The sequence below is a fragment of the Streptococcus mitis genome (genome assembly GCF_905187535.1).
Classification (GTDB): Bacteria; Bacillota; Bacilli; order Lactobacillales; family Streptococcaceae; genus Streptococcus; species Streptococcus mitis_BS.
Map to the genome: position 1 here is coordinate 139,583 of NZ_CAJJIE010000028.1, position 25,034 is coordinate 164,616.

The 25,034-nt window shown below is 40.5% G+C and carries 22 protein-coding genes and 2 pseudogenes; 18 read left to right on the forward strand and 6 right to left on the reverse strand.

Going from position 1 to position 25,034, the window contains the following annotated elements; genetic code table 11:
* Nucleotides 1-49: 49 nt before the first annotated feature.
* The 3 genes from JQ841_RS04135 to JQ841_RS04145 all read left to right on the forward strand — a co-directional run bounded on the left by JQ841_RS04135 (nt 50) and on the right by JQ841_RS04145 (nt 2,493).
* Entirely contained in the window at nt 50-892 is an 843-nt protein-coding gene (locus tag JQ841_RS04135; RefSeq protein WP_203180193.1) for a metallophosphoesterase family protein, read from the forward strand.
* 75 nt (nt 893-967) lie between these two features.
* Nucleotides 968-1,405: an Rrf2 family transcriptional regulator gene (locus JQ841_RS04140; protein WP_001166788.1), complete on the forward strand. Its 438-nt coding sequence runs from the start codon at nt 968-970 to the stop codon at nt 1,403-1,405.
* Between the two features lie 68 nt (nt 1,406-1,473).
* Nucleotides 1,474-2,493, forward strand: a complete 1,020-nt coding sequence (locus JQ841_RS04145; protein WP_203180194.1) for a YdcF family protein — start codon at nt 1,474-1,476, stop codon at nt 2,491-2,493.
* Nucleotides 2,494-2,581: 88 nt separating this feature from the next.
* Here the strand turns inward: JQ841_RS04145 and JQ841_RS04150 are convergent, their stop codons facing one another.
* From JQ841_RS04150 to JQ841_RS04160, 3 genes are all read right to left on the reverse strand, one after another.
* A complete protein-coding gene (locus JQ841_RS04150) occupies nt 2,582-3,655 on the reverse strand; it encodes a DUF2974 domain-containing protein (protein ID WP_203180195.1) in 1,074 nt (357 codons plus the stop codon).
* Between the two features lie 123 nt (nt 3,656-3,778).
* Nucleotides 3,779-4,555: a ferredoxin reductase domain-containing protein gene (locus tag JQ841_RS04155; protein WP_033686828.1), complete on the reverse strand. Its 777-nt coding sequence runs from the start codon at nt 4,553-4,555 to the stop codon at nt 3,779-3,781.
* Nucleotides 4,556-4,643: 88 nt separating this feature from the next.
* Nucleotides 4,644-5,213 carry a TetR/AcrR family transcriptional regulator gene (locus tag JQ841_RS04160; protein WP_203180221.1) on the reverse strand — a complete coding sequence of 190 codons (570 nt, stop codon included), beginning with the start codon at nt 5,211-5,213 and terminating at the stop codon, nt 4,644-4,646.
* A gap of 408 nt (nt 5,214-5,621) precedes the next feature.
* Between JQ841_RS04160 and JQ841_RS04165 the strand changes: the two genes are divergently transcribed.
* From JQ841_RS04165 to JQ841_RS04190, 6 genes and pseudogenes are all read left to right on the forward strand, one after another.
* The gene (locus tag JQ841_RS04165) at nt 5,622-6,299 is read left to right on the forward strand and encodes a response regulator transcription factor (protein ID WP_000548991.1); all 678 of its coding nucleotides are present in this window, start codon (nt 5,622-5,624) and stop codon (nt 6,297-6,299) included.
* Nucleotides 6,292-7,266: a sensor histidine kinase gene (locus JQ841_RS04170; RefSeq protein WP_203180196.1), complete on the forward strand. Its 975-nt coding sequence runs from the start codon at nt 6,292-6,294 to the stop codon at nt 7,264-7,266. Before JQ841_RS04165 ends, JQ841_RS04170 begins: the two co-directional genes overlap by 8 nt.
* Before the next feature lie 798 nt (nt 7,267-8,064).
* On the forward strand, nt 8,065-9,576 hold the full coding sequence (locus JQ841_RS04175) for an ATP-binding cassette domain-containing protein (RefSeq protein ID WP_004242726.1): 1,512 nt from the start codon (nt 8,065-8,067) through the stop codon (nt 9,574-9,576).
* Nucleotides 9,577-9,866: 290 nt separating this feature from the next.
* Nucleotides 9,867-10,064 (forward strand): annotated as a pseudogene (locus JQ841_RS04180) (DUF389 domain-containing protein); the annotation flags it as partial.
* 81 nt (nt 10,065-10,145) lie between these two features.
* Complete coding sequence (locus JQ841_RS04185) at nt 10,146-10,469, forward strand: potassium channel family protein (RefSeq protein ID WP_000825751.1); 324 nt, start codon at nt 10,146-10,148, stop codon at nt 10,467-10,469.
* Nucleotides 10,466-11,515 carry a DUF389 domain-containing protein gene (locus JQ841_RS04190; protein ID WP_049516469.1) on the forward strand — a complete coding sequence of 350 codons (1,050 nt, stop codon included), beginning with the start codon at nt 10,466-10,468 and terminating at the stop codon, nt 11,513-11,515. The genes JQ841_RS04185 and JQ841_RS04190 overlap by 4 nt, the downstream gene beginning before the upstream one ends.
* 243 nt (nt 11,516-11,758) lie before the next feature.
* Here the strand turns inward: JQ841_RS04190 and thrS are convergent, their stop codons facing one another.
* Both thrS and JQ841_RS10180 read right to left on the reverse strand, forming a co-directional pair.
* The gene (gene thrS, locus JQ841_RS04195; protein ID WP_023945494.1) at nt 11,759-13,702 is read right to left on the reverse strand and encodes a threonine--tRNA ligase; all 1,944 of its coding nucleotides are present in this window, start codon (nt 13,700-13,702) and stop codon (nt 11,759-11,761) included.
* A gap of 40 nt (nt 13,703-13,742) precedes the next feature.
* A pseudogene (locus tag JQ841_RS10180) lies at nt 13,743-13,951 on the reverse strand (hypothetical protein).
* A gap of 652 nt (nt 13,952-14,603) precedes the next feature.
* Between JQ841_RS10180 and rpsO the strand changes: the two are divergent.
* From rpsO to JQ841_RS04220, 5 genes are all read left to right on the forward strand, one after another.
* The gene (gene rpsO / locus JQ841_RS04200; RefSeq protein WP_001018251.1) at nt 14,604-14,873 is read left to right on the forward strand and encodes a 30S ribosomal protein S15; all 270 of its coding nucleotides are present in this window, start codon (nt 14,604-14,606) and stop codon (nt 14,871-14,873) included.
* A 607-nt stretch (nt 14,874-15,480) separates the two neighbouring features.
* On the forward strand, nt 15,481-16,527 hold the full coding sequence (locus JQ841_RS04205; protein ID WP_203180197.1) for a FecCD family ABC transporter permease: 1,047 nt from the start codon (nt 15,481-15,483) through the stop codon (nt 16,525-16,527).
* 1 nt (nt 16,528) lies between these two features.
* Nucleotides 16,529-17,284: an ABC transporter ATP-binding protein gene (locus JQ841_RS04210; protein ID WP_045611207.1), complete on the forward strand. Its 756-nt coding sequence runs from the start codon at nt 16,529-16,531 to the stop codon at nt 17,282-17,284.
* 19 nt (nt 17,285-17,303) lie between these two features.
* The gene (locus tag JQ841_RS04215; RefSeq protein WP_203180198.1) at nt 17,304-18,314 is read left to right on the forward strand and encodes an ABC transporter substrate-binding protein; all 1,011 of its coding nucleotides are present in this window, start codon (nt 17,304-17,306) and stop codon (nt 18,312-18,314) included.
* On the forward strand, nt 18,295-18,987 hold the full coding sequence (locus JQ841_RS04220) for an alpha/beta hydrolase-fold protein (RefSeq protein ID WP_004255665.1): 693 nt from the start codon (nt 18,295-18,297) through the stop codon (nt 18,985-18,987). Before JQ841_RS04215 ends, JQ841_RS04220 begins: the two co-directional genes overlap by 20 nt.
* 43 nt (nt 18,988-19,030) lie before the next feature.
* On the opposite strand, the gene JQ841_RS04225 is transcribed toward JQ841_RS04220, so the two are convergent.
* The gene (locus JQ841_RS04225) at nt 19,031-19,780 is read right to left on the reverse strand and encodes a lysophospholipid acyltransferase family protein (RefSeq protein ID WP_000500197.1); all 750 of its coding nucleotides are present in this window, start codon (nt 19,778-19,780) and stop codon (nt 19,031-19,033) included.
* Nucleotides 19,781-19,912: 132 nt separating this feature from the next.
* On the opposite strand from JQ841_RS04225, the gene JQ841_RS04230 reads away from it, so the two are divergent.
* The 4 genes from JQ841_RS04230 (at nt 19,913) to JQ841_RS04245 (ending at nt 24,932) form a co-directional block, all read left to right on the forward strand.
* On the forward strand, nt 19,913-22,249 hold the full coding sequence (locus JQ841_RS04230; protein WP_203180222.1) for a cation-translocating P-type ATPase: 2,337 nt from the start codon (nt 19,913-19,915) through the stop codon (nt 22,247-22,249).
* 101 nt (nt 22,250-22,350) lie between these two features.
* The gene (locus JQ841_RS04235) at nt 22,351-23,028 is read left to right on the forward strand and encodes a tRNA (adenine(22)-N(1))-methyltransferase (RefSeq protein ID WP_203180199.1); all 678 of its coding nucleotides are present in this window, start codon (nt 22,351-22,353) and stop codon (nt 23,026-23,028) included.
* Nucleotides 23,015-23,812 carry a Nif3-like dinuclear metal center hexameric protein gene (locus JQ841_RS04240; protein ID WP_203180200.1) on the forward strand — a complete coding sequence of 266 codons (798 nt, stop codon included), beginning with the start codon at nt 23,015-23,017 and terminating at the stop codon, nt 23,810-23,812. Before JQ841_RS04235 ends, JQ841_RS04240 begins: the two co-directional genes overlap by 14 nt.
* Before the next feature lie 16 nt (nt 23,813-23,828).
* Nucleotides 23,829-24,932, forward strand: coding sequence for an NAD(P)/FAD-dependent oxidoreductase (locus JQ841_RS04245; protein ID WP_203180201.1), 1,104 nt, complete (start codon nt 23,829-23,831; stop codon nt 24,930-24,932).
* Nucleotides 24,933-25,034 lie beyond the last annotated feature (102 nt).

Below are 25,034 nucleotides of genomic sequence, written 5' to 3' on the forward strand. Positions count from 1 at the left end.
TGACTTTTTATGTTATACTTATTGCAAGAGAAAAAACGAGGAGATGGATATGACGAAAATAGCTCTTCTTTCAGATATTCATGGAAATACCACCGCCTTGGAGGCTGTTTTGGCAGATGCTCGGCAGCTAGGAGTGGATGAATACTGGCTTTTGGGAGACATTCTCATGCCAGGGACAGGGCGTAGAAGGATTTTGGACTTGTTGGCTGATCTACCGATTACGGCTAGAGTTTTGGGAAACTGGGAAGACAGTCTTTGGCATGGTGTCCGCAAGGAATTGGATAATACTCGCCCCAGTCAACGCTATCTTTTGCGCCAGTGTCAGTATGTTTTAGAGGATATTTCCCTAGAAGAAATTGAACTGCTCCACAATCAACCACTCCAGCTCCATCGTCAGTTTGGTGATTTGACGGTAGGAATTAGCCACCATCTGCCTGATAAGAACTGGGGGCGTGAGTTGATTCATACTGGAGCGCAAGAGGATTTTGACCGCTTGGTGACCAATCCGCCTTGTGATATTGCTGTTTATGGTCATATTCACCAGCAGTTGCTTCGTTACGGGACTGGTGGGCAATTAATTGTCAATCCAGGTTCGATTGGGCAGCCTTTCTTTCTAGATGCTCAGTTGCGGAAGGACTTGCGGGCCCAGTATATGATTTTAGAGTTTGATGACAAGGGTTTGGTAGATATGGACTTCCGACGGGTAGACTACGATGTGGCAGCTGAATTGCAGCTGGCTAAAGACCTCAAACTTCCCTATTTTGAGGTTTACTATGAAAGTCTGGTCAATGGTATCCACCATACTCATCATCAGGAATTTCTGAGAGAATTAGCCCAGAAAGAGGGCTATGATAGGGAATTAGATGCTTGGTTGAAAAGTGGTAACGATTGACATTACAACTAAAAAGGGTATAATAATAGAAAAAGAAGAGTAGAGGCAGGGTAGCCTCGTAAAAAGGAGAAGAGGATGCAAATTCCAAGTAGATTTACCATTGCGACTCATATGCTGATAATTATTGCCCTCGAGGGGAAGGAAAGCAAGGTGACCAGTGATTTTCTGGCTGCTAGTGTCGGGGTCAATCCAGTCATTATCAGAAAGACCTTGTCCCAGTTGAAGAAGGCAGAGCTGATTTCAGTCGCGCGCGGAACGGGCGGAACAGAGATTGTTAAGGATCTCAAAGACATTAGTCTTTTAGATGTTTATCAAGCGGTCGAATGTCTTGGTAAGACAGGCCAACTCTTCAGTTTTCATGACAATCCAAATCCAAATTGCCCAGTTGGAGCTCATATTCATGATGTTTTGGATCAAAAATTGGAGAGAATCCAGCTGGCTATGGAGGCTGAGCTTGGTCAGACCAGTCTAGAACAGGTCGTAGCCGATGCAGAGAGTCAAATGAAGGAGTGAGAGGGGTAGATGCCCTCTTTTTCTCTATGTAAAATTGTGATAAAATAGAATCATTAAAGGAGGAAGAAATGTATCTTGTTATAGGAATTGTATTAGCCTTTATAGTGTCATTTTGGAAAGATAATAGAAGTTTGTGGAATCCAGTATTATTCTTATTATCCCTCATTTCCAGTTATTTTTATCTAGGCTACCTTTTTTATCAAAATGGGTATGAGAAGATTCATTTCGCTTTTTTTATATTTCCCTTTATTTTACTTCCGATACTGCTTTTTCTAAGTGGCATCTTTTTAATCTATAATGGCCTTATCTTGCTGAAGCGAGAGGGACGTTCAAAGGCTAATTATCTCTCCATGCTCCTTGGAATAGTCATTTTGTTATTTTTTGCCTTGATGTCATTTCGATTGGGTGATAGAAATGAATTATTTTACACCAATCACTTTCTAAACATTTTATTTGCATTTATTGCTTATTCTTACTTTATTTTTGGTTTTGCTTTTGTGGGTTTTATGTTGTACTCTATCTTGTATCTCTTTATTCCTAAGAAGAAGCATTATGATTTTATCATCATTCATGGTGCAGGTTTGTTAGACGGAGAAAAGGTAACACCTTTGCTAAAGAGGAGAATTGATAAGGCAGTAGAAGCTTACCACAATTCTAAGAATCCTCATATCAAAATCATTGCTAGTGGTGGTCAAGGAGGAGATGAGAAGATTTCTGAAGCGCAGGCTATTACAAACTATCTGCTTGAAGAGACCGATGTTCCCCAAGATGGGATTATCCTGGAGGACCAATCAAGGACTACCTACGAGAACCTTCTCTTTTCTAAGGAACTTGGCGAGAAACTGATAGCAAAACCTCAATTCCTCTTTGTTACGAATGACTATCATGTTTTTCGTACCAGTACCTATGCGCGTAAGTTAAATATGAAGGGAGATGGCCTCGGATGTAGGACGGCAGGCTACTACATACCATCTGCTTTTATTCGGGAGTACGTAGCGCTCTGTGTCAAAATGAAATGGCTTTTCTTTGCCTTTTATGTCCTGCTATCAGTCCTCATTTTGATAGCCTATAAAGGGGTTATTTGGTAGTCAGATTCTATTTAAAAAGACTTAGAATGCACATGAAAGTATGTATTCTAGGTCTTTTGTTTTGTATACATTTGATTTTTGAAAGGTACTATCTATTTTTCCATGCTTGGTAACGGGTATCAATTAATAATTGGGTAAGACGTCCCATGGTTTCCCTTTCTTCTGGAGTGAGGGATTGAGCTTGGACAAAGAGATGATGAATGTGTTCGATAGCCTTTAAGGAAGACAGGTCATTAATGGAGCTAATACCAGCATCAATAATGGTGCCAAAGAAGAGGTCGAAGTAGAGCTGGAGTTCTTCGTCAGAGACTGTGGCCACCCACTCCTTGATGGTTGTGTCAACTTGTTGGCTATCACTGTTGGTTTTATCTAGTTGGACGAAGTGCTTGTCTTCAATCTGCCAACTAAAGGTATCGTGCTGGGCGATACCACCTAAGGCAGTACTGTGCACGATGATTTGGTGGTTAGGGATTTCCAACATCATACCGATGATGGAACCTTGTGGAATGAAGACCTTGGTTCTATCCATTATCCTTTGATAGCCCTCGGTTTGTGTCAGTTTTTTATGGAGACCAGGCGCATCAAAGGTATAAACTGCTGTAATCTGATCTTGCAAGCTTTGCTCAATTTGGCTAGCAGCATAGATGGCTAGATTTCCTCCCTTGGAATGCCCAGCCAGAGTGACCTTTTGCTTAGGATGGTGGGCAAAAAAGTTCTTTAAATAGCGAAGGGCGTGCTTTTGAGCAGGAATTTCCTTCATATAGGTCAGGTGGAAATCTTCCTTCCAGCCAATGATACTGTCATCTGTACCTCGAAAAACAATCAGATAGGTATCGAGAGTGAGGCGGTAGGTCATAGCTGCAAATTGCTTTTGCAGCTCAGGGTCGATGTCGTTGATAAAATGGGAGAGTTTGCAATTTTTGAAGCGCTTGTGTTGAGATAGCTCATCCAATAGCTGGAGGCGATTTTTGCTGGTCAACATGTCAGACTCTCTTGGAACCTGAGGAGCCAGGTCTAAAAGTCGCTGAGGAGCTGTGGAAACCAGATTATCAAAGGAGAGGTAGGTGATTTCTGTTAAGGCTAGAGTATCTAATTCATTTAAAGGAAGGTCGTAAAAGGAATCGTGTGTGACATCTTTCAGATAGTCAAAAATATTGGCCATAAGAGCTCCTTTCTTTTTATTTATCTTATCACAATCACATAGAATTTACTAGTTGGTTTGTACGAGCTCTCTACATACCGACCTATAATGGTATGATTCAGACACATAGAAGACAGTTGGCTTTTATTTCAAACCTCTAAACATACTTGTTTGTATCTGTTTGTCGTCAATCCCATTCTCTTTTAAGAAATTTTTCATCTCATTTATATCATCAGGTTGGCCGGTTAAGAGATAAATAGCTTGGTTACCGTATTTCATAACCGCATTTTTTAAAAATGCTTGGCTTTGAGAAAAGGTTTCGCTAGTTTTATAAGTTAGATTCGGATTATTCTTACTAAGCTCTCTTAACTCATTATCAAAAATGTTTACTCCTTTGTCTAAATGATTAAGAATGATGGAGCGCTTACCAGCCCACTCTTTCACAACTGGACGTAGAGTAGAAATACCGACATCAGAGGCAAAACAAACCAGTGCTTGGTCATTGTCTTTAACAGATAAAGATGACTCCAGCCAACTCATCTCAATTTTACTACCAGCTGGTAAATGTGTTAAGGTTTCCTTAAACACGCTACCACTATTATGGGTTACAATAAGAATTTCATCCTCATCAGGAGTGGAAGCAAGGGTTAGCCATCGGCTAGCCTGATTCTCCTTTACTGGACTTTTGTCTAGACTAAACGAACTGTCAGGAAGCTTAAACTGAGCATAGGAGCCAGCTTTCCATATTTGATTTTTTGGTTTTGTGATGTGAACTAAATACAAATCTCCGCTGGGATTTTCAATGGATTTTATCGATAAAGTTTGACTTCGTCCAAGATAGGTAATGATTCCCCAAGATATAAAGCCGAGCACTCCAAGTGTAGTTAGAATAATTATGAACATTTTTTTCCCTCGTTTCATTTTTAACTCCTATAGTGTAGTAATTTTCTATGAATGAATAATATTTTTTTTCATTCAATAATTTCCAAAAAATAAAGAAAAGATTTCTTTATTTCAGTATTCCTTTAATGAAGTTGGTTGCTAGTATTTCTACAGTTTTGCTAATATCTGGAAAATCATTTTCTGTGATATGCATATCCATGTAGTAAAATAGGTTGTAAACTTGTAAAATATCTTGAATTTTTTCTGGAGAATGGCCTTCAGCCTGCAAACGATGAGTAAAGGTTTTCACGAGAAATTGATGAAATGGATTCGTGACTTTCCCTTCTTCTGAGGAATAGTAGCTATGCAACTCATCTGCTATGGCAGGATTGTACCATTCTGCAAGGATTTTATTGGAAGAAACGAGTGCTCTGGATTGAGCAAAGAGTTGACTAATAAGATCAATCATATCAATTTCCCAATCCAGTTCTTCGATCATAGTTTGGCGAACACGGCTGTTTTCATCAATATAGATATCTAAAAAAATAGCTTCTTTACTTTCGTAATAGTTATAAAAAGATCCGACTGCCATATGAGCTTGTCTAGCAATTTCTGAAATTCCTGTCGCCTTGTATCCTTTTTTTGAAAAAACTTCATAAGCTGCGGATTTCAAAGTCTGTTTTTTGTCCAATTTGATTCACCTCTTTTCTGAATGAATATTAAATATTGTTCATTCATATCTTAACAAATCTTTTTCAGATTGTCAATCTGAAAGCTAGAACTTTTTACGGATACCACTCGATAAGGAGCGTTTCAATGTTAGAAGAGTATAGAGTGTCGTTTTAACTACACTCAAGGTTTGGAAGAATAGATATAAATTTTGGTTAAGGGGATGGATAAAAGAACTGAAATGAAGGTTGAAAAAATTAAAAATAAAAGGGTAGTGCTGGCACTATGTCTAAAAATAAGGTATGATATCAATGGGGTTATTCACTATCTGTTTTTGAGCTGTTGTGACAAGGAAATGTCAAAAAAGTATTAGATACTAAGCCCTCTATTTATACTAAAGGATTTAAGACTCCTAAAATTAGCAAAGGAGAATCAGATGCACAAGATTTTATTAGTAGAAGATGATCAGGTTATTCGTCAACAAGTCGGAAAAATGCTCTCTGAATGGGGATTTGAAGTGGTCCTGGTAGAAGACTTTATGGAAGTTTTGAGTCTATTTGTTCAGTCGGAGCCTCATCTGGTCCTCATGGATATTGGTTTGCCCTTGTTTAATGGATATCACTGGTGTCAGGAAATTCGCAAGATTTCCAAGGTCCCCATCATGTTTCTGTCTTCGAGAGACCAGGCTATGGATATTGTCATGGCAATCAATATGGGGGCGGATGACTTTGTGACCAAGCCTTTTGACCAGCAGGTTCTTTTAGCCAAAGTTCAGGGCTTGTTGCGACGTTCATATGAGTTTGGGCGTGACGAGAGTTTACTGGAATATGCTGGTGTTATCCTCAATACCAAATCAATGGATTTACATTATCAAGGGCAAGTCTTGAATTTGACCAAGAACGAATTCCAGATTTTACGAGTTTTGTTTGAGCATGCGGGCAATATTGTAGCGCGTGACGATCTCATGCGGGAACTTTGGAACAGTGACTTTTTCATTGATGACAATACCCTATCTGTTAATGTGGCTCGATTGCGTAAAAAGTTGGAAGAGCAGGGCTTGGTAGGATTTATCGAAACCAAGAAAGGGATAGGGTACGGATTAAAGCATGCTTGATTGGAAACAATTTTTTCTAGCCTATCTGCGTTCCCGTAGTCGTCTGTTTGTTTATCTGATTTCTTTGACGTTTCTGCTCTTACTCTTTCAGTTTTTATTTGCCAGTTTGGGAATTTACTTTCTCTACTTTTTCCTCTTGTGTTGCTTTGTAACCATCTTATTTTTCACTTGGGACATATTGGTGGAAATGCAGGTCTATCGTCAGGAAATTCTCTATGGGGAGAGGGAAGCCAAATCTCCTTTGGAAATAGTTTTAGCAGAAAAATTAGAAGCGCGTGAGATGGAACTTTATCAGCAGAGGTCAGATTCAGAAAGAAAATTGACGGATTTGCTGGATTACTATACCTTGTGGGTTCATCAGATTAAGACCCCCATTGCAGCTAGTCAACTCTTAGTTGCAGAAGTAGCCGACCGCCAACTGAAGCAGCAATTAGAACAGGAAATTTTCAAGATTGACTCCTATACCAATCTAGTTTTACAATACCTGCGTTTAGAAAGTTTTCATGATGATTTGGTCTTAAAGCAGGTTCAAATTGAGGATTTGGTCAAGGAAATAATTCGTAAATATGCTCTTTTCTTTATTCAAAAAGGCCTAAATGTCAATCTACATGACCTTGATAAAGAAATCGTGACGGATAAAAAGTGGCTGCTAGTGGTTATTGAGCAAATCATCTCAAACAGTCTCAAGTACACCAAGGAAGGTGGTCTGGAGATTTATATGGAGGGGCAAGAGCTTTGTATCAAGGATACGGGAATCGGGATAAAAAACAGTGATGTCCTCCGAGTCTTTGAACGTGGCTTCTCAGGATATAATGGACGCCTAACTCAGCAGTCATCTGGACTTGGCCTCTATCTATCTAAGAAAATTTCTGAAGAACTGGGGCACCAGATTCGTATCGAGTCTGAGGTTGGAAAAGGAACGATAGTGCGGATTCAGTTTGCTCAAGTAAAGTTAGTCCTTGAGTGAGAAGAGACAATGAGTTTTTACCCAATCTCTTTTTGCTATATTTCAGGATATTTGAAGACTGTTTTTTACAAAACCAATAATAGAATTTTTAATACGGAATATAGTATAAATACTGGTTCAAAGTGAAGTTTTGTATGCTTTATACTTTTGTTGAGTATAAAATCTATAAACTAAGGGTGAATTACAAAAATTAATGTGAGATGAAGTGAATTGTAGACTTGGGAAATGTCTCCTATTCGATTTCAGAATGAATCGTTGATACAGGATTAAAAGAACTGCAGCTTTCTTTTTATTTTGAATGAGATAGGTGTATATAGATTTGTGTAACTGGTGTAGAACTGTTTCCAAGAATTTATTGAATGTATCGAATACACACATCCTATTGATTTTGAACCAGTTTTTAATTTCTAAATGTTATAATAGTTTTATCAAGTAAAAGGAGACTACCATGATTGGAGACAATATAAAATTCTTACGAAAATCACATAATCTGATATAACCAGAATTTTCACGGATTGTGGGTGTGTCACGAAATAGCCTAAATCGTTAGAAAAACTGAAAAAGCTTACTTTCAATAGAAGTGTTGGAAATATTCATTTTACATCTATCAAAGAAACATGGGATAGACCTATATTTTACAAAATAGCAAATTATATTTTGAATGATAGTAAAAACTGCAGAACTTGTGTGATTTACAATTATTGCACTCAATGTCTGAGTATCGCACTATCTGAAATAAGGAATAGTAGAGATTGTTCTGAGATATGTAAAAAAACGCATTAGCAAGGAGTATCGTATATGCTACCATATCTTAAAACTATTAGATGGTATCTCTTCTTTAATTTTCTTTTTGGTGTAGTATCGAATATCTGCACAGCTTTGTTACCGTATTTCACGCAGGCATTAATCAAAGGGGATTATCAAGTAGCTCTATATGGTTACTCTATGTCAGTGGCTGGCTATTTGAGTTGTAACTATATCCAAATGATACTTGATTGGAAGCAGGGGATTATCTTTTCGACTACTTTGAAAAATGAGTGGTTTCGTTCACTTCTGGGACTCAGTCATCACGATTTCAAGCAGAAAACAGTAGCAGAGTATATTTCCTATCAATCTAATGACCTAGATTCGTTGGAAAAGGATTACCTTCCTCCATTGATGAGTTTTATCAAACAAATTTTACGTATCATCATTTACGCTTTCATTATTAGCAGAACAATTAATCCTATTGTATCACTGATTTTAATCTTTTCTACTGGAATTAGTATTCAAATTCCTAAAATCGTTGGGAAGTTGACCGCTAATCGTAGACAGGTTTACTTGAAAAAACAAGGAGATTACTATCGAACTTTGGAGGATTTGCTCATGGGACATCATTTGGTAAATAAACTAACTATGTCGCATTTTTTGAATCAACAAAAGAGTTCTCTAAAGAATTTGCAGGATAAGTATTTTAAGTATGGTTTGACAAAAATTACAGGCATCTTATTGACAGGTGTTTCTTTTGAATTCATTAGTCTTGTTCTGTTTATTTATTTAGCCTACTCTCTATCTCACCAGCAACTCGGTATTCCTGAGGTGGTGGCGAGTTTCGGATATATTAATGCTTTTTCTGAACCAATACAGGAAATCCTTTATGATTTACAAATGTTAGAGTCCGTAAAGCCTGTAATCAAGAGTTTTCAAAACATTGTTGGGAGACCCGTTTCAGTTCAAGCACCTCAACATTCTTTTGATACGATTACTTTGAAAAACATTTCCAAACAACTGGGAGAATCAAAATTGATAATTACTTCCGCTACGATTCAAAAAGGGGATAAAATTGCGCTTATTGGTAAGAATGGGTCTGGAAAAAGTAGTCTTCTCAACATTTTAAATGGAACAGATGAAGATTTTGAAGGACAAATTGTGCTAGATGGGCTTGTTTTGGACCATCTTTGGGGAAGATTCGGTATGATTCTGCAACAAGAACATACATTTATTTCGAGTTATGAAAATAATGTAACGCTATTCAATAGTTTCAATGAAAAATTCAGAGAAGAAGATTTTGAAAAAATTCCACCACAATCCCTGTCAGGTGGTCAGCAACAACGAATGTATTTAAATCGTGAGAAAAATCGTAAAAATCCATTGCTTATCCTAGACGAACCTTTCTCTGCCTTGGATACTAATCAGTTTAAAATGGAATTGGAAAGAGTTCTGGAACTACCAAGTGCCGTCATTGTTACTTTACATCGCCAAAACGAATTATTAAGTAAGTTTGACCAAGTTTGGGAAATTAAGAATGGAGAACTTGTAATTTTGAAATAGCTAAATTATAAAGAATAAAACGCATAGTATCAAGGTTCAGGAGATACCGTTTTTCCTTCTTCGGATAAGGAAACAAAAATTTCTTGCTTCATCTATCTATTCAATTGATAGATTTCTTCGAAGAAAGACTGTAAAATTTTTGATATAATGTTAAGGATGGACTGACGGATATTTAAAGGATAATTTTCAAAAGAATAACAGGTGAGAAGAAAAATATGTAAGATTGGACAGAAGTCTCTCTACCATCATCCATGCAGAAACAAAATTATACGAAATAAAAGGAGTAACCAATGACTGGAAACTATTCAACACGTGAATACCGTGAGAAATTATATGATGATCTTCATGTTCGATTAAGAGATACAGTGATTTTGATGTGTGCGATTTTTATTGCCTCTATTGGCCTAAATATGAATTCAACAGCTGTCATTATTGGAGCCATGCTGATTTCCCCTCTTATGACACCGATTGTTGGACTGGGGTTTGGTGATGGAGATCATGTCCTATCTTCACTTTGATTATTGGAAAAAAACGGCTCGGTCAGGAGCTAGTATGAATAAGGAGAACAAATGAAACGTTTAAAAATGTTATGGCATATTATGCAGGTTACGGGTTTTACTCGGTTTGCTCTGAGTTTTGTGACCTTTGTTTTTGGGTCAGGAGGCGTGCTTTTCCTAGTTGAACCTGCTATCACAAATTACGGAGACGGTCTTTGGTATGCTTTTGTGACTTCGACGACTGTCGGCTACGGGGATCTCCTAGCTGTGACCTTGATTGGAAGGATTACCAGTGTCTTCTTGACGATTTATGGGCTCATATTTTTTGGCTGTTTATCAGCTGTTATTTTTAATTATTATACCAATTTAAATAAGGAAAGAGGAGAGGACAAATGACTGCCAATTATTCAACACGGGAATACCGTGAGAAATTATACGATGACCTTCATGTTCGATTGAGAGATACAGCGATTTTGATGTGTGCAATTTTTATTGCCTCTATCGGACTAAATATGAATTCAACAGCTGTCATTATAGGAGCCATGTTGATTTCACCTCTCATGACACCGATTGTTGGACTGGGATTCGGTTTAGCTATTTTTGATACGCGTTTAATCAAGCAATCTCTAGAGGTTTTATTGACTCAAGTGTTGGTCAGTTTGCTTGTCTCGACTCTGTATTTCTGGATTTCTCCCTTGTCTTATGCAAGTAGCGAGTTGATTGCACGAACCTCTCCAACCATTTGGGATGTCCTCATTGCTATTGCTGGTGGGATTGCTGGTGTGATCGGTTCAAGGAAAAAAGAAGCAAACAATATCGTGCCAGGAGTAGCCATTGCTACAGCTCTGATGCCGCCTATCTGTACTGCTGGCTATGGTTTAGCTAATGGGAATGTACGATTTTTATTGGGGGCTCTCTATCTTTTCTTGATCAACTGTGTCTTTATCATGCTAGCCAACATTGTTGGAACAAGAATTTTGATGAGAAAATCTCCTTTAACTTCATTTAAAGAGCTGAGCATTAAAATGAGAATTGGCTTGATATCTTTGATTGTATTGTTGATTCTTCCAGCTAGCTATTCGGCAGTTACTCTGACAATAGAACAAGCGCGCAAAGAAGGGATCAAACAGTTTGTAGGAAAAGAGTTCGCCAATTATACGGTTATTAATCAAGTCTACAAGTCAAGTAACAATGAATTGGTCTTGACGGTTGTTGGAGATCCGATTTCAGAAGAAGAATTAGAAACACTCCACCAAAAACAAGCCTCTTACGGTATTCAATCTGTTCAATTGAAAGTGAATCAAGTTCAGAACTCGCCAACATTAGATAGTGAAGCGACCAAGGAATTTTATGAAAACATTGACAAGTATATTGATCAAAAACTCTCTGAAAAAGATTCACAAAAAGATCTCGTAAAAGAAAATGAAGCAGACAAGGATTGAGGATATTGACCTTATCTAACTCATGAAAGCAAATCTTGTGTGGTGGTTTGGTCAATCACTACTAGCTCGGATTAAATAATACTCTTCGAAAATCAAATTCAAACCACGTCAGCGTCGCCTTACCGTACTCAAGTACAGCTTGCGGCTAGCTTCCTAGTTTGCTTTTTGATTTTCATTGAGTAAAAATATAAAAAGCAACAGCTGAAATAGTTGTTGCTTTTTAGGTAGCTAGGATTTTATCTCTTATTTCTCAACGCGTGATTTGTTGGCGATATCAGCTAGGATAGCTTGAACAAAGTCATCAACTGAGACAGTTTGTGTTTCTTTTTGTCCGTAGCGACGAACGTTGACTGTTCCGTCTTCCATTTCCTTGTCCCCAACGATCAATTGGTAAGGAATCTTGCTTGTTTGTGACGCACGGATCTTGAACTGCATTTTTTCATTGCGCTCATCTACATCTGCACGAACACCACGGTCACGGAGTTTCTTAGCCACTTCCCAAGCGTAGTCCACGTGTTTTTCGTTAGATACTGGGATGAGGGTTACTTGGTGTGGTGCAAGCCATGTTGGGAAGGCACCCTTGTAGTTCTCAATCAAGATAGCTGTAAAGCGCTCCATAGTAGAGATTACACCACGGTGGATCATAACTGGACGGTGTTCCTCACCATCAGCTCCGATGTATTTAAGGTCGAAGCGTTCTGGAAGCAAGAAGTCAAGTTGGATAGTAGAAAGGGTTTCTTCTTTTCCAAGGGCTGTCTTAACTTGAATATCCAATTTTGGTCCGTAGAAGGCTGCTTCACCTTCGGCTTCAAAGTAGTCCACGCCCATTTCATCAAGGGCTGCACGAAGCATGGTTTGAGCATTTTCCCACATCTCATCGTTGTCAAAGTACTTATGAGTATCTTGAGGGTCACGAAGAGAGAGACGGAAGCGGTATTCAGTCAAGTTGAAGTCTTCATAAACATCGATAATCAACTGAAGAGCACGTTGGAATTCTTCTTGGATTTGTTCTGGAGTAACGAAGAGGTGACCATCGTTGAGTGACATTTCACGTACACGTTGAAGACCAGTGAGGGAACCAGATTTTTCGTAACGGTGCATCATACCGATTTCTGCGATACGGATTGGCAATTCGCGGTAAGAGTGAACATGGTGCTTGAAGACTTGGATGTGGTGTGGGCAGTTCATTGGACGAAGGACGAATTCTTCCCCGTCACCCATGTCCATAGTTGGGAACATGTCTTCTTGGTAATGATCCCAGTGACCAGAAGTCTTGTAAAGCTCAACAGACGCAAGCGGTGGAGTGTAGACGTGTTGGTAGCCTGAAGCCAACTCCTTGTCGACAATGTAGCGTTCCAATTCACGACGGATAGTCGCTCCATTTGGCAACCAGAATGGAAGTCCTTGACCAACCTCTTGAGAAATCATGAAGAGGTCAAGCTCTTTACCAAGTTTACGGTGGTCACGTTCCTTAGCTTCTTCACGCATTTGAAGGTAGTTCTTCAAGTCTTTCTTGTCAAACCAAGCTGTACCGTAGATACGTTGCATCATAGCGTTGTCGCTATTTCCTCGCCAGTAAGCACCTGCTACATGGAGAAGGTGGAAGATTTGGATACGGCCTGTTGATGGGACGTGAGGTCCACGGCAGAGGTCTACATATTCGCCTTGACGGTAGATGGTCAAACCGCCTTCGTCTTCTGAGTGTTCTTCAATCAATTCCAACTTGTAAGGGTCGTTCTTGAAGATTTCACGGGCCTCGTCTTTAGTAACTTCTTCACGGATTGATGGGAAGTTTTCTTTGACGATTTTTTGCATTTCTTCTTCGATACGAGGAAGGTCTTCATTTGAGATTTGACCAGCTGTGTTGTCAGTATCGTAGTAGAAACCATCTTCGATAGCTGGACCAACTCCCAAGTGAATGTCTGGGAAAAGGCGACGAGCTGCTTGAGCAAACAAGTGAGCTGCTGAGTGACGCAAGATTGGAAGGGCATCTTCGTGATCAGGTGTCACGATTTCGATGCTTCCATCTTCAGTGATAGCACGAGTAGTGTCGATGAGTTTGCCGTTGAATTTACCAGCCAATGCCTTTTTAGCTAGGGAATTGCTGATAGATTGGGCAATTTCAAAAGTAGTAACGCCAGATTCGAATTCACGAACAGCGCCATCTGGGAAAGTAATGTTAATCATGATGTTCTCCTTACTTATATTATTGACGAATATGTTAACCCTATTCTGAAAACAGGGACAGAGGATTGTGAAAGATAGAAAAACAAAAAGCGACATCCTCAAAAGGACGTCGCAACGTGGTTCCACCTTCATTTATGTACCTCAAAAGAGAGGGACACCTCTGATTGGCTCTAACGTAGCCACCGTTTTATGTTTTCATAAAAAACTCAAGAGTAGTATCAGTTTAGGCTCTCTATGCGTTTCCAGCAACCACGCACTCTCTAGTAGAAAGGGACTAAGTGACTTGTCTCTATGGATTATTATAGCATGATTGTGAGATTTTTCAAGGATTTTGTGAAAGTTTTTTGTTTTTCATTTTTGTAGAATATGCTTGATGCCAATACCGGAAGCCATGTCCACCAGAGCCAAGGTTTCATAGATTAGCAAGTAAATTAGTATAAACTCACCAAAGGTTATGATAGTAAAGCAAAAGAGCAGTCCGTTACCAATTAACCACCAAAGTGAGAAACGGAAACGGTAGCTATAAAGTAGCGATACAATCAAGATTACCAGAGGTGTAAAGAAGAGAATATTATTTACGTAGAGACTCTTGAGAAAAAGGGGGTCAGAAATGATTAGTGATAACAACTCATAAAGTGGCCAGTAAAAGAAAAAAGATGACCAAATAATAGGGGAGATGGGAATAGAATCTAGGCATGATAATCACCTCGTTTTAAAAAACAGACAACTTAGATTTCTTGCTATGATTATTATAGCATGTTTAAAACAAGAAAGTAAATCTGTTGACAAAGAAGTTAGTTATTGGTAGAATAGGGATTGTCGTAAAGACAAATAACTTCTTCTTGGTTACAGGCATGCCAACCTGTCACTCGGATGAAGCCAAATAAAAAGGAGAAACATCATGGCAATCTCAAAAGAGAAAAAAAATGAAATCATCGCACAATATGCACGTCACGAAGGTGATACAGGTTCAGTAGAGGTTCAAGTTGCTGTCCTTACTTGGGAAATCAACCACCTTAACGAACACATCAAACAACACAAAAAAGACCACGCTACTTACCGTGGATTGATGAAAAAAATCGGTCGCCGTCGTAACTTGCTTGCATACTTGCGTAAAAACGACGTTAACCGTTACCGTGAGTTGATCAACTCTCTAGGACTTCGTCGCTAATCTTGCGTCTAAACCGTTTCTATACTTCGTTGGCTTCGGCTCGATGTACCATTAGTACAATCTTCGCCTCGTCGCCTAGTCTATAAACGGTTTATCCAGCAAGACTGGAGCTCTCTGACTTCAGAGGGCTTTTTTATGTTATCAACTTACCTTGGTATACTCAAGTATTATCTTTGGTTACGGTTCCTAGCACTGTAAGGTAAAATAAACCAGATTCTCTCCCTTCGGGGAGATATTTTTGTTTCACTAAAGTTTTTTGTACAATCTTCGCCTAGTCTATAAACGGTTTATCCAGCAAGAATCATGATGCTAAGGGCGTAAGAAATCCGTATGAAAATAGGGAAACGACACCGTGTTCGATGAACACAAGGAGTTCCATCTTTTTCACTAGGATTTTAGCCCGAGCTCAAATCAGCTCTCTGACTTCAGAGGGCTTTTTATGTTGTCACCTTACCTCGACATACTCAAGTTTAATCTTCGGTTACGGTTCCTAGCACAATAAAACCAACTATATTCATTTGTTCTCATCTTGTTACACAGTTGAAAATATGGTATACTTTTCATGAGAATTTTCTAAATTTTTAAGATTCTATCAAAGGAGGTTTGCATGCTTTCCAAATTTTCTGGAAGCCGACAAGACCAGCAATTTGTGTTACTTTTAGTTATTTTGCTAGCTACTTTAGGGATTTCTCTCTTTCTAGCAGTTTCAATGGGATCTGTTGCAATTGATCTAGGAGATACCTATCGGATTATTTTGAGCAGATTAGGATTTCCTCTTGAGATAGGAGAGGTTTCCAAGTCCACTCTTGTCATTGTATGGAACATGAGATTTCCCCGAGTATTGTTAGGTCTGATAGTGGGAGCAGGCCTTTCTATGTGTGGTAGCGTGATGCAGTCCACAGTGAACAATCCCATCGCTGAGCCTTATGTCTTAGGAATATCTGCGGGTGCAACTCTAGGGGCAACTTTGAGCATCATTCTTGGTTTAAAAGTGATGATTAGCCTTGGAGCTTTTCTTGGAGCTATTTTGGCAACAATTTCTGTCCTCATCATTGCCTCTATGCAGGGAAGGATGACGACTTCTAGTCTGATTTTATCAGGAACGGTGGTCAACGCTCTCTTTCTGGCTTTTTCAAACTTTATTATCTCAGTCGGCGCTAATGCGGATAGTGTGATGACCATTAAGTTTTGGACAATGGGTTCGCTCGCTGGGACTTCCTGGGCAGACTTGGTCCTGCCAACTATAGTAGTAGGAATAGCCTTTCTATTTTTCTCTACTCAGTATCGTGTTTTCAATGCGATGATGATGGGAGATGAGGCTGCTTTAACTTTGGGAATTCCTTTACGCTTTTATTGGTATCTTTATGTGACAATGGTGGCTGTGCTGACAGCAGTCTTAGTGGCAACCTGTGGGATTATTGGATTTGTCGGTCTGATTACTCCACATTTAGCTCGAGGATTAGTAGGAACGAATTACAAGAGGCTTTTTCCTGTTGCAACCTTGCTGGGTGCCCTCTTTGTGGTCTGGGCAGACGTACTCTCTCGTATCATCATTCCAAACGCAGAGCTTCCTATTGGTATTTTCACAGCCTTAGTAGGTGCTCCCTTCTTTATCTACATTGTTGGAGGTAGGCGAAGGGAGGTGAGGAGCTGATATGGACTTGATTTGTCAGGATGTCCACTTTGGACTGGGAGAGAAAAAAATCCTCAAGGGAGTTTCTCTTAAAGTTGAAGGGAATCAATTTCACACGATACTAGGACCAAATGGAAGCGGGAAAACCAGTCTACTTAAACTCCTCTATCGTCAGGAAAAGGCGGACAAAGGCTTGATAAGCCTAGATGGAAAGCCTCTGGAACAATGGACGCTCAAAGAAACAGCCAAGCAAATGGCAGTTGTGACCCAGTTTAACCAACTGCAGTTTGATTGTACAGTTGAAGAAATCGTCTTGCTGGGAAGAACTCCCCACCTCTCTTTTTTACAGAAGGAAAGGGAAAGGGATTTTACGCTCGTTCAAGATGCCCTCGTTAAGGTGGATATGCTCGAGAAGAAAACTCGTCTCTATTCGTCCCTGTCGGGGGGAGAGAAACAGCGAGTTTTGTTAGCCCGCGCCTTGGCGCAAGAACCGACTCTCTTGCTCCTGGACGAACCAACCAATCACCTGGATATCAGGTATCAGCTAGACTTGTTGGCCATTGTGAAGAATCTCAAGGTCAATGTTCTAGCTGTCCTGCATGATATTCAACTTGCTTGTCGCTATTCGGATTATCTCTATCTGATGAAAGAGGGGGAAATCCTTTACCAAGGGACTCCAAAGGAGACCATCACCCCTGAGTCATTGCAAACTGTATATGGAGTTCAAAGTCAAGTGACTTGGACCGAGGATCAGCAAGCCATGATTCACTATTTATAAGAATGAAAAGGAAAACAATATGAAAAAAACACTAAGCATTTTACTCGTAACAGTAGCTACCTTAACTTTGGCAGCTTGTGGCAATACTACTACAGAAAAAGCTACCACACAATCTAGCACAGAAACAAGTCAAAAGGCCAGCACAGAGATGACTTATCCGCTAACGGTCAAAACCTATGATGCAAAAGGAACTGAAGTTGAACAAGTTTTTGACAAGGCACCTGAAAAAGTTATTACAAACAATCTTTCAACAACTGAAATCTTATTGGAACTAGGTTTGAAAGATAAAATTGCTGGCATGCTCAATCCAGACAATGCTGTGACGGACAAATACAAGGACGCGATCGCGACGATTCCTCAAATTGGAGATAAAAAAACAGTCTCACAAGAAACAGTTCTTTCTTATGAGCCAGACGCTGTGATGGGGCGAAACATGATGTTTTCTGAAAAATCCTTGGGGACAGTTAGCACTTGGAATGAAAACAAAATCCCAGTTTATACTCAAAAAGCTTCTCTCTCAACAATTCAGCAAGATTTGGGGAATATCGTAGAAGATGTCAAAAATCTTGGAATGATTTTTAATGTTCAGGAAAAATCCAATGAATACGCAGCCCAATTACAAACTAAAATTGACGCTGTTAAGAAAGCAAATCCAGCAAGCCAAGGTGAAAAGAAAAAGGCTTTGATTATGGTTGCTTATAATGATCAAACCTTCGGTGCCTACAAGTCTGCTTTGCAAGAAAGTTTGTTGAACCAACTTGGTTATACAAACGTTGCTACGGGGACATCAGGCTTGACCTTGGAAAATCTCGTGTCAATGGATCCTGAATTGATTATCTATGTAACCAGCGACCGCAATAAAAAATTGGATGAAAAAGCAGTAGAGTTGATGAAGGCAAATGCTGTTTTGGAAAGCGTTCCTGCAATTAAGAATCAAAAAATCATGAACATCTCTTACGATGAATTGATGGACTATGGTCCAGCAGTGGTTGATTCCCTTGAGAAAATCAATGACTTTATCAATAAATAATGAGTTTGATTGGGAAGGAATTCAAGTCAAAATCAGCCTTCCTTCTAACTACGACCCCAATCAAACCTATCCGGCAATTTTATTGAATGATGGAAACTTGGACTTCCTATCGTCCCTTTCCGAATCTGTGATTTTGGTGGGTTTGACCTCTAAAAATCGCTTAGACGACTATACTCCCTGGGCGACATCGGCTCTGAGAGATGGAGCTCCAGATTTTGGCGGTCAGGCAAACGTCTATCATGATCATTTATTTGGAGGCCTTTTAGACAAGTTGCAGTCACTTTATCGCCTGGACGAAACTCGCCTTGCTTATGGAGGTTACTCACTAGGTGGTTTGGCGGCAGTCTACAGTCTTTTCAGCTTTGACAAGGTTTCCTGTGTCTTTTCGATCTGCGGTTCCTTTTGGTATCCTGATTTTGTGACCTACTGCAAGGAAGAAAATGTGAAAAATTTGGACTGTTTGCTGTATTTACAGAATGGTCAAACAGAAGGAGAACACCACACTAATCGCTTGGCTCAAGCACCAGTCTATGCTGAGCAGATCCATACCAGTCTTCAGAAACGCTATCCGAACGGCCAGTTTGTCTTTGACCCTTATGGACACCATGAACAAGTAGCTGAACGATTTTTAGCCTTTTCCAGCTGGTTGGCCCAAAAATGGAAAATCGAATAAAAAATTTATCCCTTGGCTTTTGCCAAGGGATTGTTGTATTTATTTAAGCAAGTTTTTCTCTTTTCTTATCTGGATTCCAGATAAAGCTTGCGATAAAGCTAAAGATGATGGTTAGGATAGCGAGGATAATGGCAAGGATGAGGGCAGGGATGCGGATAAGCCACCAGAGTGGGTTTGGTTTTTTATTATTGTGCCATTGTTTCGTTTCTTGGTCCAGACGTTGAAATTCTGTTTGGATACGATTGGCGACTGTTTCAATGCCTTCGTCATTCATTTTTTTGATATCTGAGATATCAATTGGATTTCCAAAGTTCATATCGACACGTTCACGACTAATCAAGCCTTTCAAGGTCATAGGACCTGTGTAGGTAACCGGCATGATACGGACCTTGGCCATTTTGGCAATCAGTGCTACGCCACCCTTGACATCGTTTGAGTGGCGGCTCCCACTTGGAAACATGATGAGAGAGCGGTCACTTTTTTTGAGGACATTGATAGGGTATTTGATGGCTGAGGCGCTAGGATTTTCACGGTCGATAGGAAAGGCACCACACATACGAATCCACCATCCAAAGATACGGTTGGTAAAGAGTTCTTTTTTGGCCATAAAGATAAATTGTTTTGGCTTGGTCGCAAAGGCCATGTAAACAGGATCCCACCAGGTACGGTGAGGGGCAACCAGAATATAATTTTCATCTTGATTAGGAATTTTATCAGTATTATGATAGTGGGCATTGCCATTGATGGACCATAGGAGCAAGACAACCAATCCACGTAAATAAGTATAAAACATGCGATCTCCTTCGATTATTTTCTTGTTATTATTATACCTTATCAAATGAGGGCTGGCAAACTTTTCCCTTGACTAGGTGCATATTTGGGGTGAGATTAGAATTCTTTTAGAAAAAATGATATGATAGAATTTATGGATAAAAATAAGATTATGGGATTAACCCAAAGAGAAGTCAAGGAAAGACAGGCTAAGGGCTTGGTCAATGATTTTACTGCTTCGGCCAGTACCAGCACTTGGCAAATCATCAAACGAAATGTCTTTACCCTTTTTAACGCTTTGAACTTTGCCATTGCTTTGGCACTAGCCTTTGTGCAGGCTTGGAGCAATCTGGTCTTCTTTGCTGTTATCTGCTTTAACGCTTTTTCTGGAATTGTGACCGAGCTGCGGGCTAAACACATGGTGGACAAGCTCAATCTCATGACCAAGGAAAAGGTCAAAACCATCCGTGATGGCCAAGAAGTGGCTCTGAATCCTGAAGAATTGGTGTTAGGAGATGTCATTCGTTTGTCTGCAGGAGAGCAGATTCCTAGTGATGCCTTGGTTTTGGAAGGCTTTGCGGAAGTCAATGAAGCCATGTTGACGGGGGAAAGTGATTTGGTGCAAAAGGAAGTTGAAGCCTTGCTTTTGTCTGGAAGTTTCCTAGCCAGTGGGTCGGTTTTGGCTCAAGTTCACCATGTAGGTGCAGACAACTATGCTGCCAAACTCATGCTGGAAGCCAAGACCGTTAAACCTATTAACTCCCGTATCATGAAATCGCTGGATAGGTTAGCAGGTTTTACTGGGAAGATTATCATTCCTTTTGGTCTGGCTCTCTTGCTAGAAGCCTTGCTTTTAAAAGGTTTGCCTCTTAAGTCGTCCGTTGTAAATTCGTCGACAGCCCTACTGGGAATGTTGCCTAAGGGAATTGCCCTTTTGACCATTACTTCGCTCTTGACTGCAGTGATTAAGTTGGGCTTGAAAAAGGTCTTGGTGCAGGAGATGTACTCTGTTGAGACCCTGGCGCGCGTGGATATGCTCTGTCTGGACAAGACGGGCACCATCACCCAAGGAAAAATGCAGGTGGAGGCTGTTCTTCCGCTGATGGAAGATTATGATGAAGAGGCTATTGCCAGCATCCTGACTAGTTACATGGCTCATAGTGAAGATAAAAATCCAACAGCCCAAGCTATTCGAAAGCGTTTTGTGGGAGAAGTTTCTTATCCTATGCTTTCCAATCTTCCTTTCTCAAGCGATCGCAAGTGGGGAGCTATGGAATTGGAAGGTTTGGGGACAGTTTTCTTAGGTGCGCCTGAGATGTTGCTGGACTCTGAAGCCCCAGAAGCCAGGGAGGCCTTGGAGAGAGGGTCACGTGTCTTGGTCTTAGCTCTCAGTCAGGAGAAATTAGACCATCACAAACCACAGAAACCATCTGATATTCAGGCTCTAGCCTTGCTAGAAATCTTGGACCCGATACGAGAAGGAGCAGCTGAGACGCTGGACTATCTTCGTTCTCAAGAAGTGGGACTCAAAATCATTTCTGGGGACAATCCAGTTACGGTATCCAGCATTGCCCAGAAGGCTGGTTTTGCAGACTATGACAGTTATGTAGATTGCTCAAAAATTACGGATGAGGAATTGATTACTATGGCTGAGGAGACAGCTATTTTCGGACGTGTTTCCCCTCATCAAAAGAAACTCATCATCCAAACACTGAAAAAAGCGGGGCATACAACAGCTATGACAGGGGATGGAGTTAATGATATCCTGGCCCTTCGTGAGGCGGATTGTTCTATCGTGATGGCTGAGGGAGATCCAGCGACTCGTCAGATTGCCAATCTGGTTCTCTTGAACTCTGACTTTAATGATGTTCCTGAGATTCTTTTTGAAGGTCGTCGTGTGGTTAATAATATTGCCCACATTGCACCGATTTTCTTGATAAAGACCATCTACTCATTCTTGCTCGCAGTTATCTGTATCGCCAGTGCTTTACTAGGTCGGTCTGAGTGGATCTTGATTTTCCCCTTCATTCCGATCCAGATTACCATGATTGACCAGTTCGTGGAAGGGTTCCCACCATTCGTTCTGACTTTTGAGCGAAATATCAAACCTGTTGAGCCAAACTTCCTCAGAAGATCCATGCTTCGTGCTCTACCAAGTGCTCTCATGGTTGTGTTCAGCGTTCTTTTTGTGAAAATATTTGGAAGTAGCCAAGGTTGGTCTGAGTTAGAAATTTCAACTCTACTCTATTATCTCTTGGGGTCAATTGGTTTCTTATCTGTATTTAGAGCCTGCATGCCATTTACCCTATGGCGTGTCCTCCTGATTGTTTGGTCAGTAGGAGGCTTCCTAGCCACAGCTCTCTTCCCAAGAATTCAAAAACTGCTTGAAATTTCAACCTTAACAGGACAAACATTACCTGTTTATGGTGTCATGATGTTGGTCTTTACCGTGATTTTCATCCTGACTAGTCGCTATCAAGCCAGAAAATAAAGAAAGGCTGCAATCTGTGGATTGCGGTCTTTTTAGGTACAAGATTGCCAGCTGAAATGTGGTATAATAAGAGGTAATAGAGTTTTGGAAAGTGAGAGAAAATGATTTCAAAGAGATTAGAATTAGTGGCTTCCTTTGTGCCACAGGGAGCTATTTTACTAGATGTGGGAAGTGACCATGCTTATCTGCCTATCGACTTGGTCGAAAGAGGAAAAATCGAAAGTGCCATTGCAGGTGAGGTGGTGGAAGGTCCCTACCAATCTGCAGTCAAAAATGTTGAGGCTCACAGCCTAAAGGAGAAAATCCAGGTTCGTTTAGCCAATGGCTTGGCAGCCTTTGAAGAGGCAGACCAAGTGTCTGTCATTACCATTGCTGGTATGGGTGGTCGTTTGATTGCTAGGATTTTAGAAGAAGGCTTGGACAAGTTAGCTAATGTAGAACGATTGATCCTTCAGCCCAATAATCGTGAAGACGACTTGCGTATCTGGCTACAAGAGAACGGATTTCAGATTGTAGCTGAAAGCATCTTAGAAGAAGCTGGCAAGTTTTACGAGATTTTGGTGGTGGAAGCAGGACAAATGAAGCTATCAGCCAGTGATGTTCGCTTTGGACCTTTCTTGTCCAAAGAAGTCAGTCCAATCTTTGTCCAAAAATGGCAAAAAGAAGCTGTTAAGCTAGAGTTTGCCCTCGGACAAATCCCAGAAAAAAATCTGGAGGAACGTCAAGTTCTAGTAGATAAAATTCAAGCCATCAAGGAGGTGCTCCATGTTAGCAAGTGAAGTGATTAACGTGTATGAAGCCTTTTGCCCTCAGGAATTTTCCATGGAGGGAGACAGTCGTGGTCTGCAAATTGGCACTTTGGACAAGGATATCCAAAGGGTCATGGTGGCTCTCGATATTCGTGAAGAAACGGTGGCTGAAGCCATTGAAAAGGGTGTGGACTTGATTATTGCCAAGCACGCGCCGATTTTCCGTCCTATCAAGGACTTGGTATCTAGTCGTCCGCAAAATCAGATTTACATTGATCTCATCAAGCATGACATCGCAGTTTATGTCAGCCATACCAATATTGACATCGTTGAAAATGGCCTTAATGACTGGTTCTGTCAGATGTTAGGTATTGAGGAAACGACCTATCTGCAGGAGACAGGTCCAGAACGTGGAATTGGACGTATTGGAAATATTCGGCCTCAGACATTTGGGGAATTGGCTCAACATGTCAAGCAAGTCTTTGGTCTAGATGGTCTTCGAATGGTTCATTATCAAGAGAGAGATTTGCAGAAGTCTATCTCAAGAGTGGCCATCTGTGGTGGTAGCGGGCAGTCTTTCTATAAGGATGCTTTAGCTAAGGGGGCAGATGTCTATATCACTGGTGACATTTACTACCACACTGCTCAGGATATGCTGTCTGATGGTTTGCTAGCATTGGACCCAGGCCACTATATCGAAGTGCTTTTTGTAGAAAAAATTTCTGCACTCCTTACTCAATGGAAGGCTGAAAATGGCTGGACAATCGATATTGTACCTAGTCAAGCATCGACCAATCCTTTCCACCATATCTAGTTAGAAAGTGAAAACAATGAAAAAAGTTGCCATTATCGGAGCAGGAATTGTGGGAGCAATAGCTGCCTACTACCTCTCTAAAGAAAGTGACCTAGAAGTAACCGTCTTTGACCATGGACAAGGTCAGGCTACCAAGGCCGCAGCAGGAATTATCAGCCCTTGGTTTTCCAAACGCCGCAATAAGGCCTGGTACAAAATGGCGCGCTTGGGGGCTGACTTTTATGTGGATTTATTAGCTGATTTAGAGAAGTCAGGACAAGAAATCGACTTTTACCAGCGTTCGGGAGTCTTTCTCCTGAAAAAGGATGAAACTAAGTTGGAAGAACTCTATCAACTAGCCCTCCAGCGTAGAGAAGAATCTCCTTTGATAGGGCAATTAGCCATTCTGGATCAAGCATCAGCTAATGAATTATTCCCTGGCTTGCAGGGATTTGATCACTTGCTCTATGCTTCTGGTGGAGCGAGAGTAGATGGTCAACTCTTAGTGACTCATTTGCTGGAAGCCAGTCAGGTCAAGCTGGTCAAAGAAAAAGTGACTCTGACACCGTTAGCATCAGGCTACCAGATTGACGAAGAGGTGTTTGATCAGGTTATTTTGGCGACGGGAGCTTGGTTGGGACACCTGTTAGAGCCTTTAGGTTATGAAGTAGATGTTCGTCCCCAAAAGGGGCAACTCCGAGATTATCAGCTTGGCCAAGACATGGAAGCTTACCCTGTTGTTATGCCAGAAGGGGAGTGGGATTTGATTCCTTTTGCAGGTGGGAAATTATCCCTAGGAGCTACTCATGAAAATGACATGGGATTTGATTTTACGGTAGATGAAACCTTGCTTAAACAAATGGAGGAGGCAGCCTTGCCTCACTATCCAGTTTTAGCTAGAGCGACTTCAAGAGCTGAGCGTGTGGGAATCCGTGCCTATACCAGTGATTTCTCACCTTTCTTTGGGCAGGTGCCAGAATTAGCAGGTGTCTATGCTGCTAGTGGACTAGGTTCATCAGGCCTCACAACGGGTCCTATCATTGGTTACCATCTAGCTCAACTGATTCAAGATAGGGAGTTAACCTTGGACCCTCTAAACTACCCAATTGAAAACTATGTCAAACGAGTAAAAAGCGAATAATACTCAATGAAAATCAAAGAACAAACTAGGAAACTAGCTGCAGGCTGCTCAAAGCACTGCTTTGAGATTGTGGATAGAACTGACGAAGTTAGCTCAAAGCAC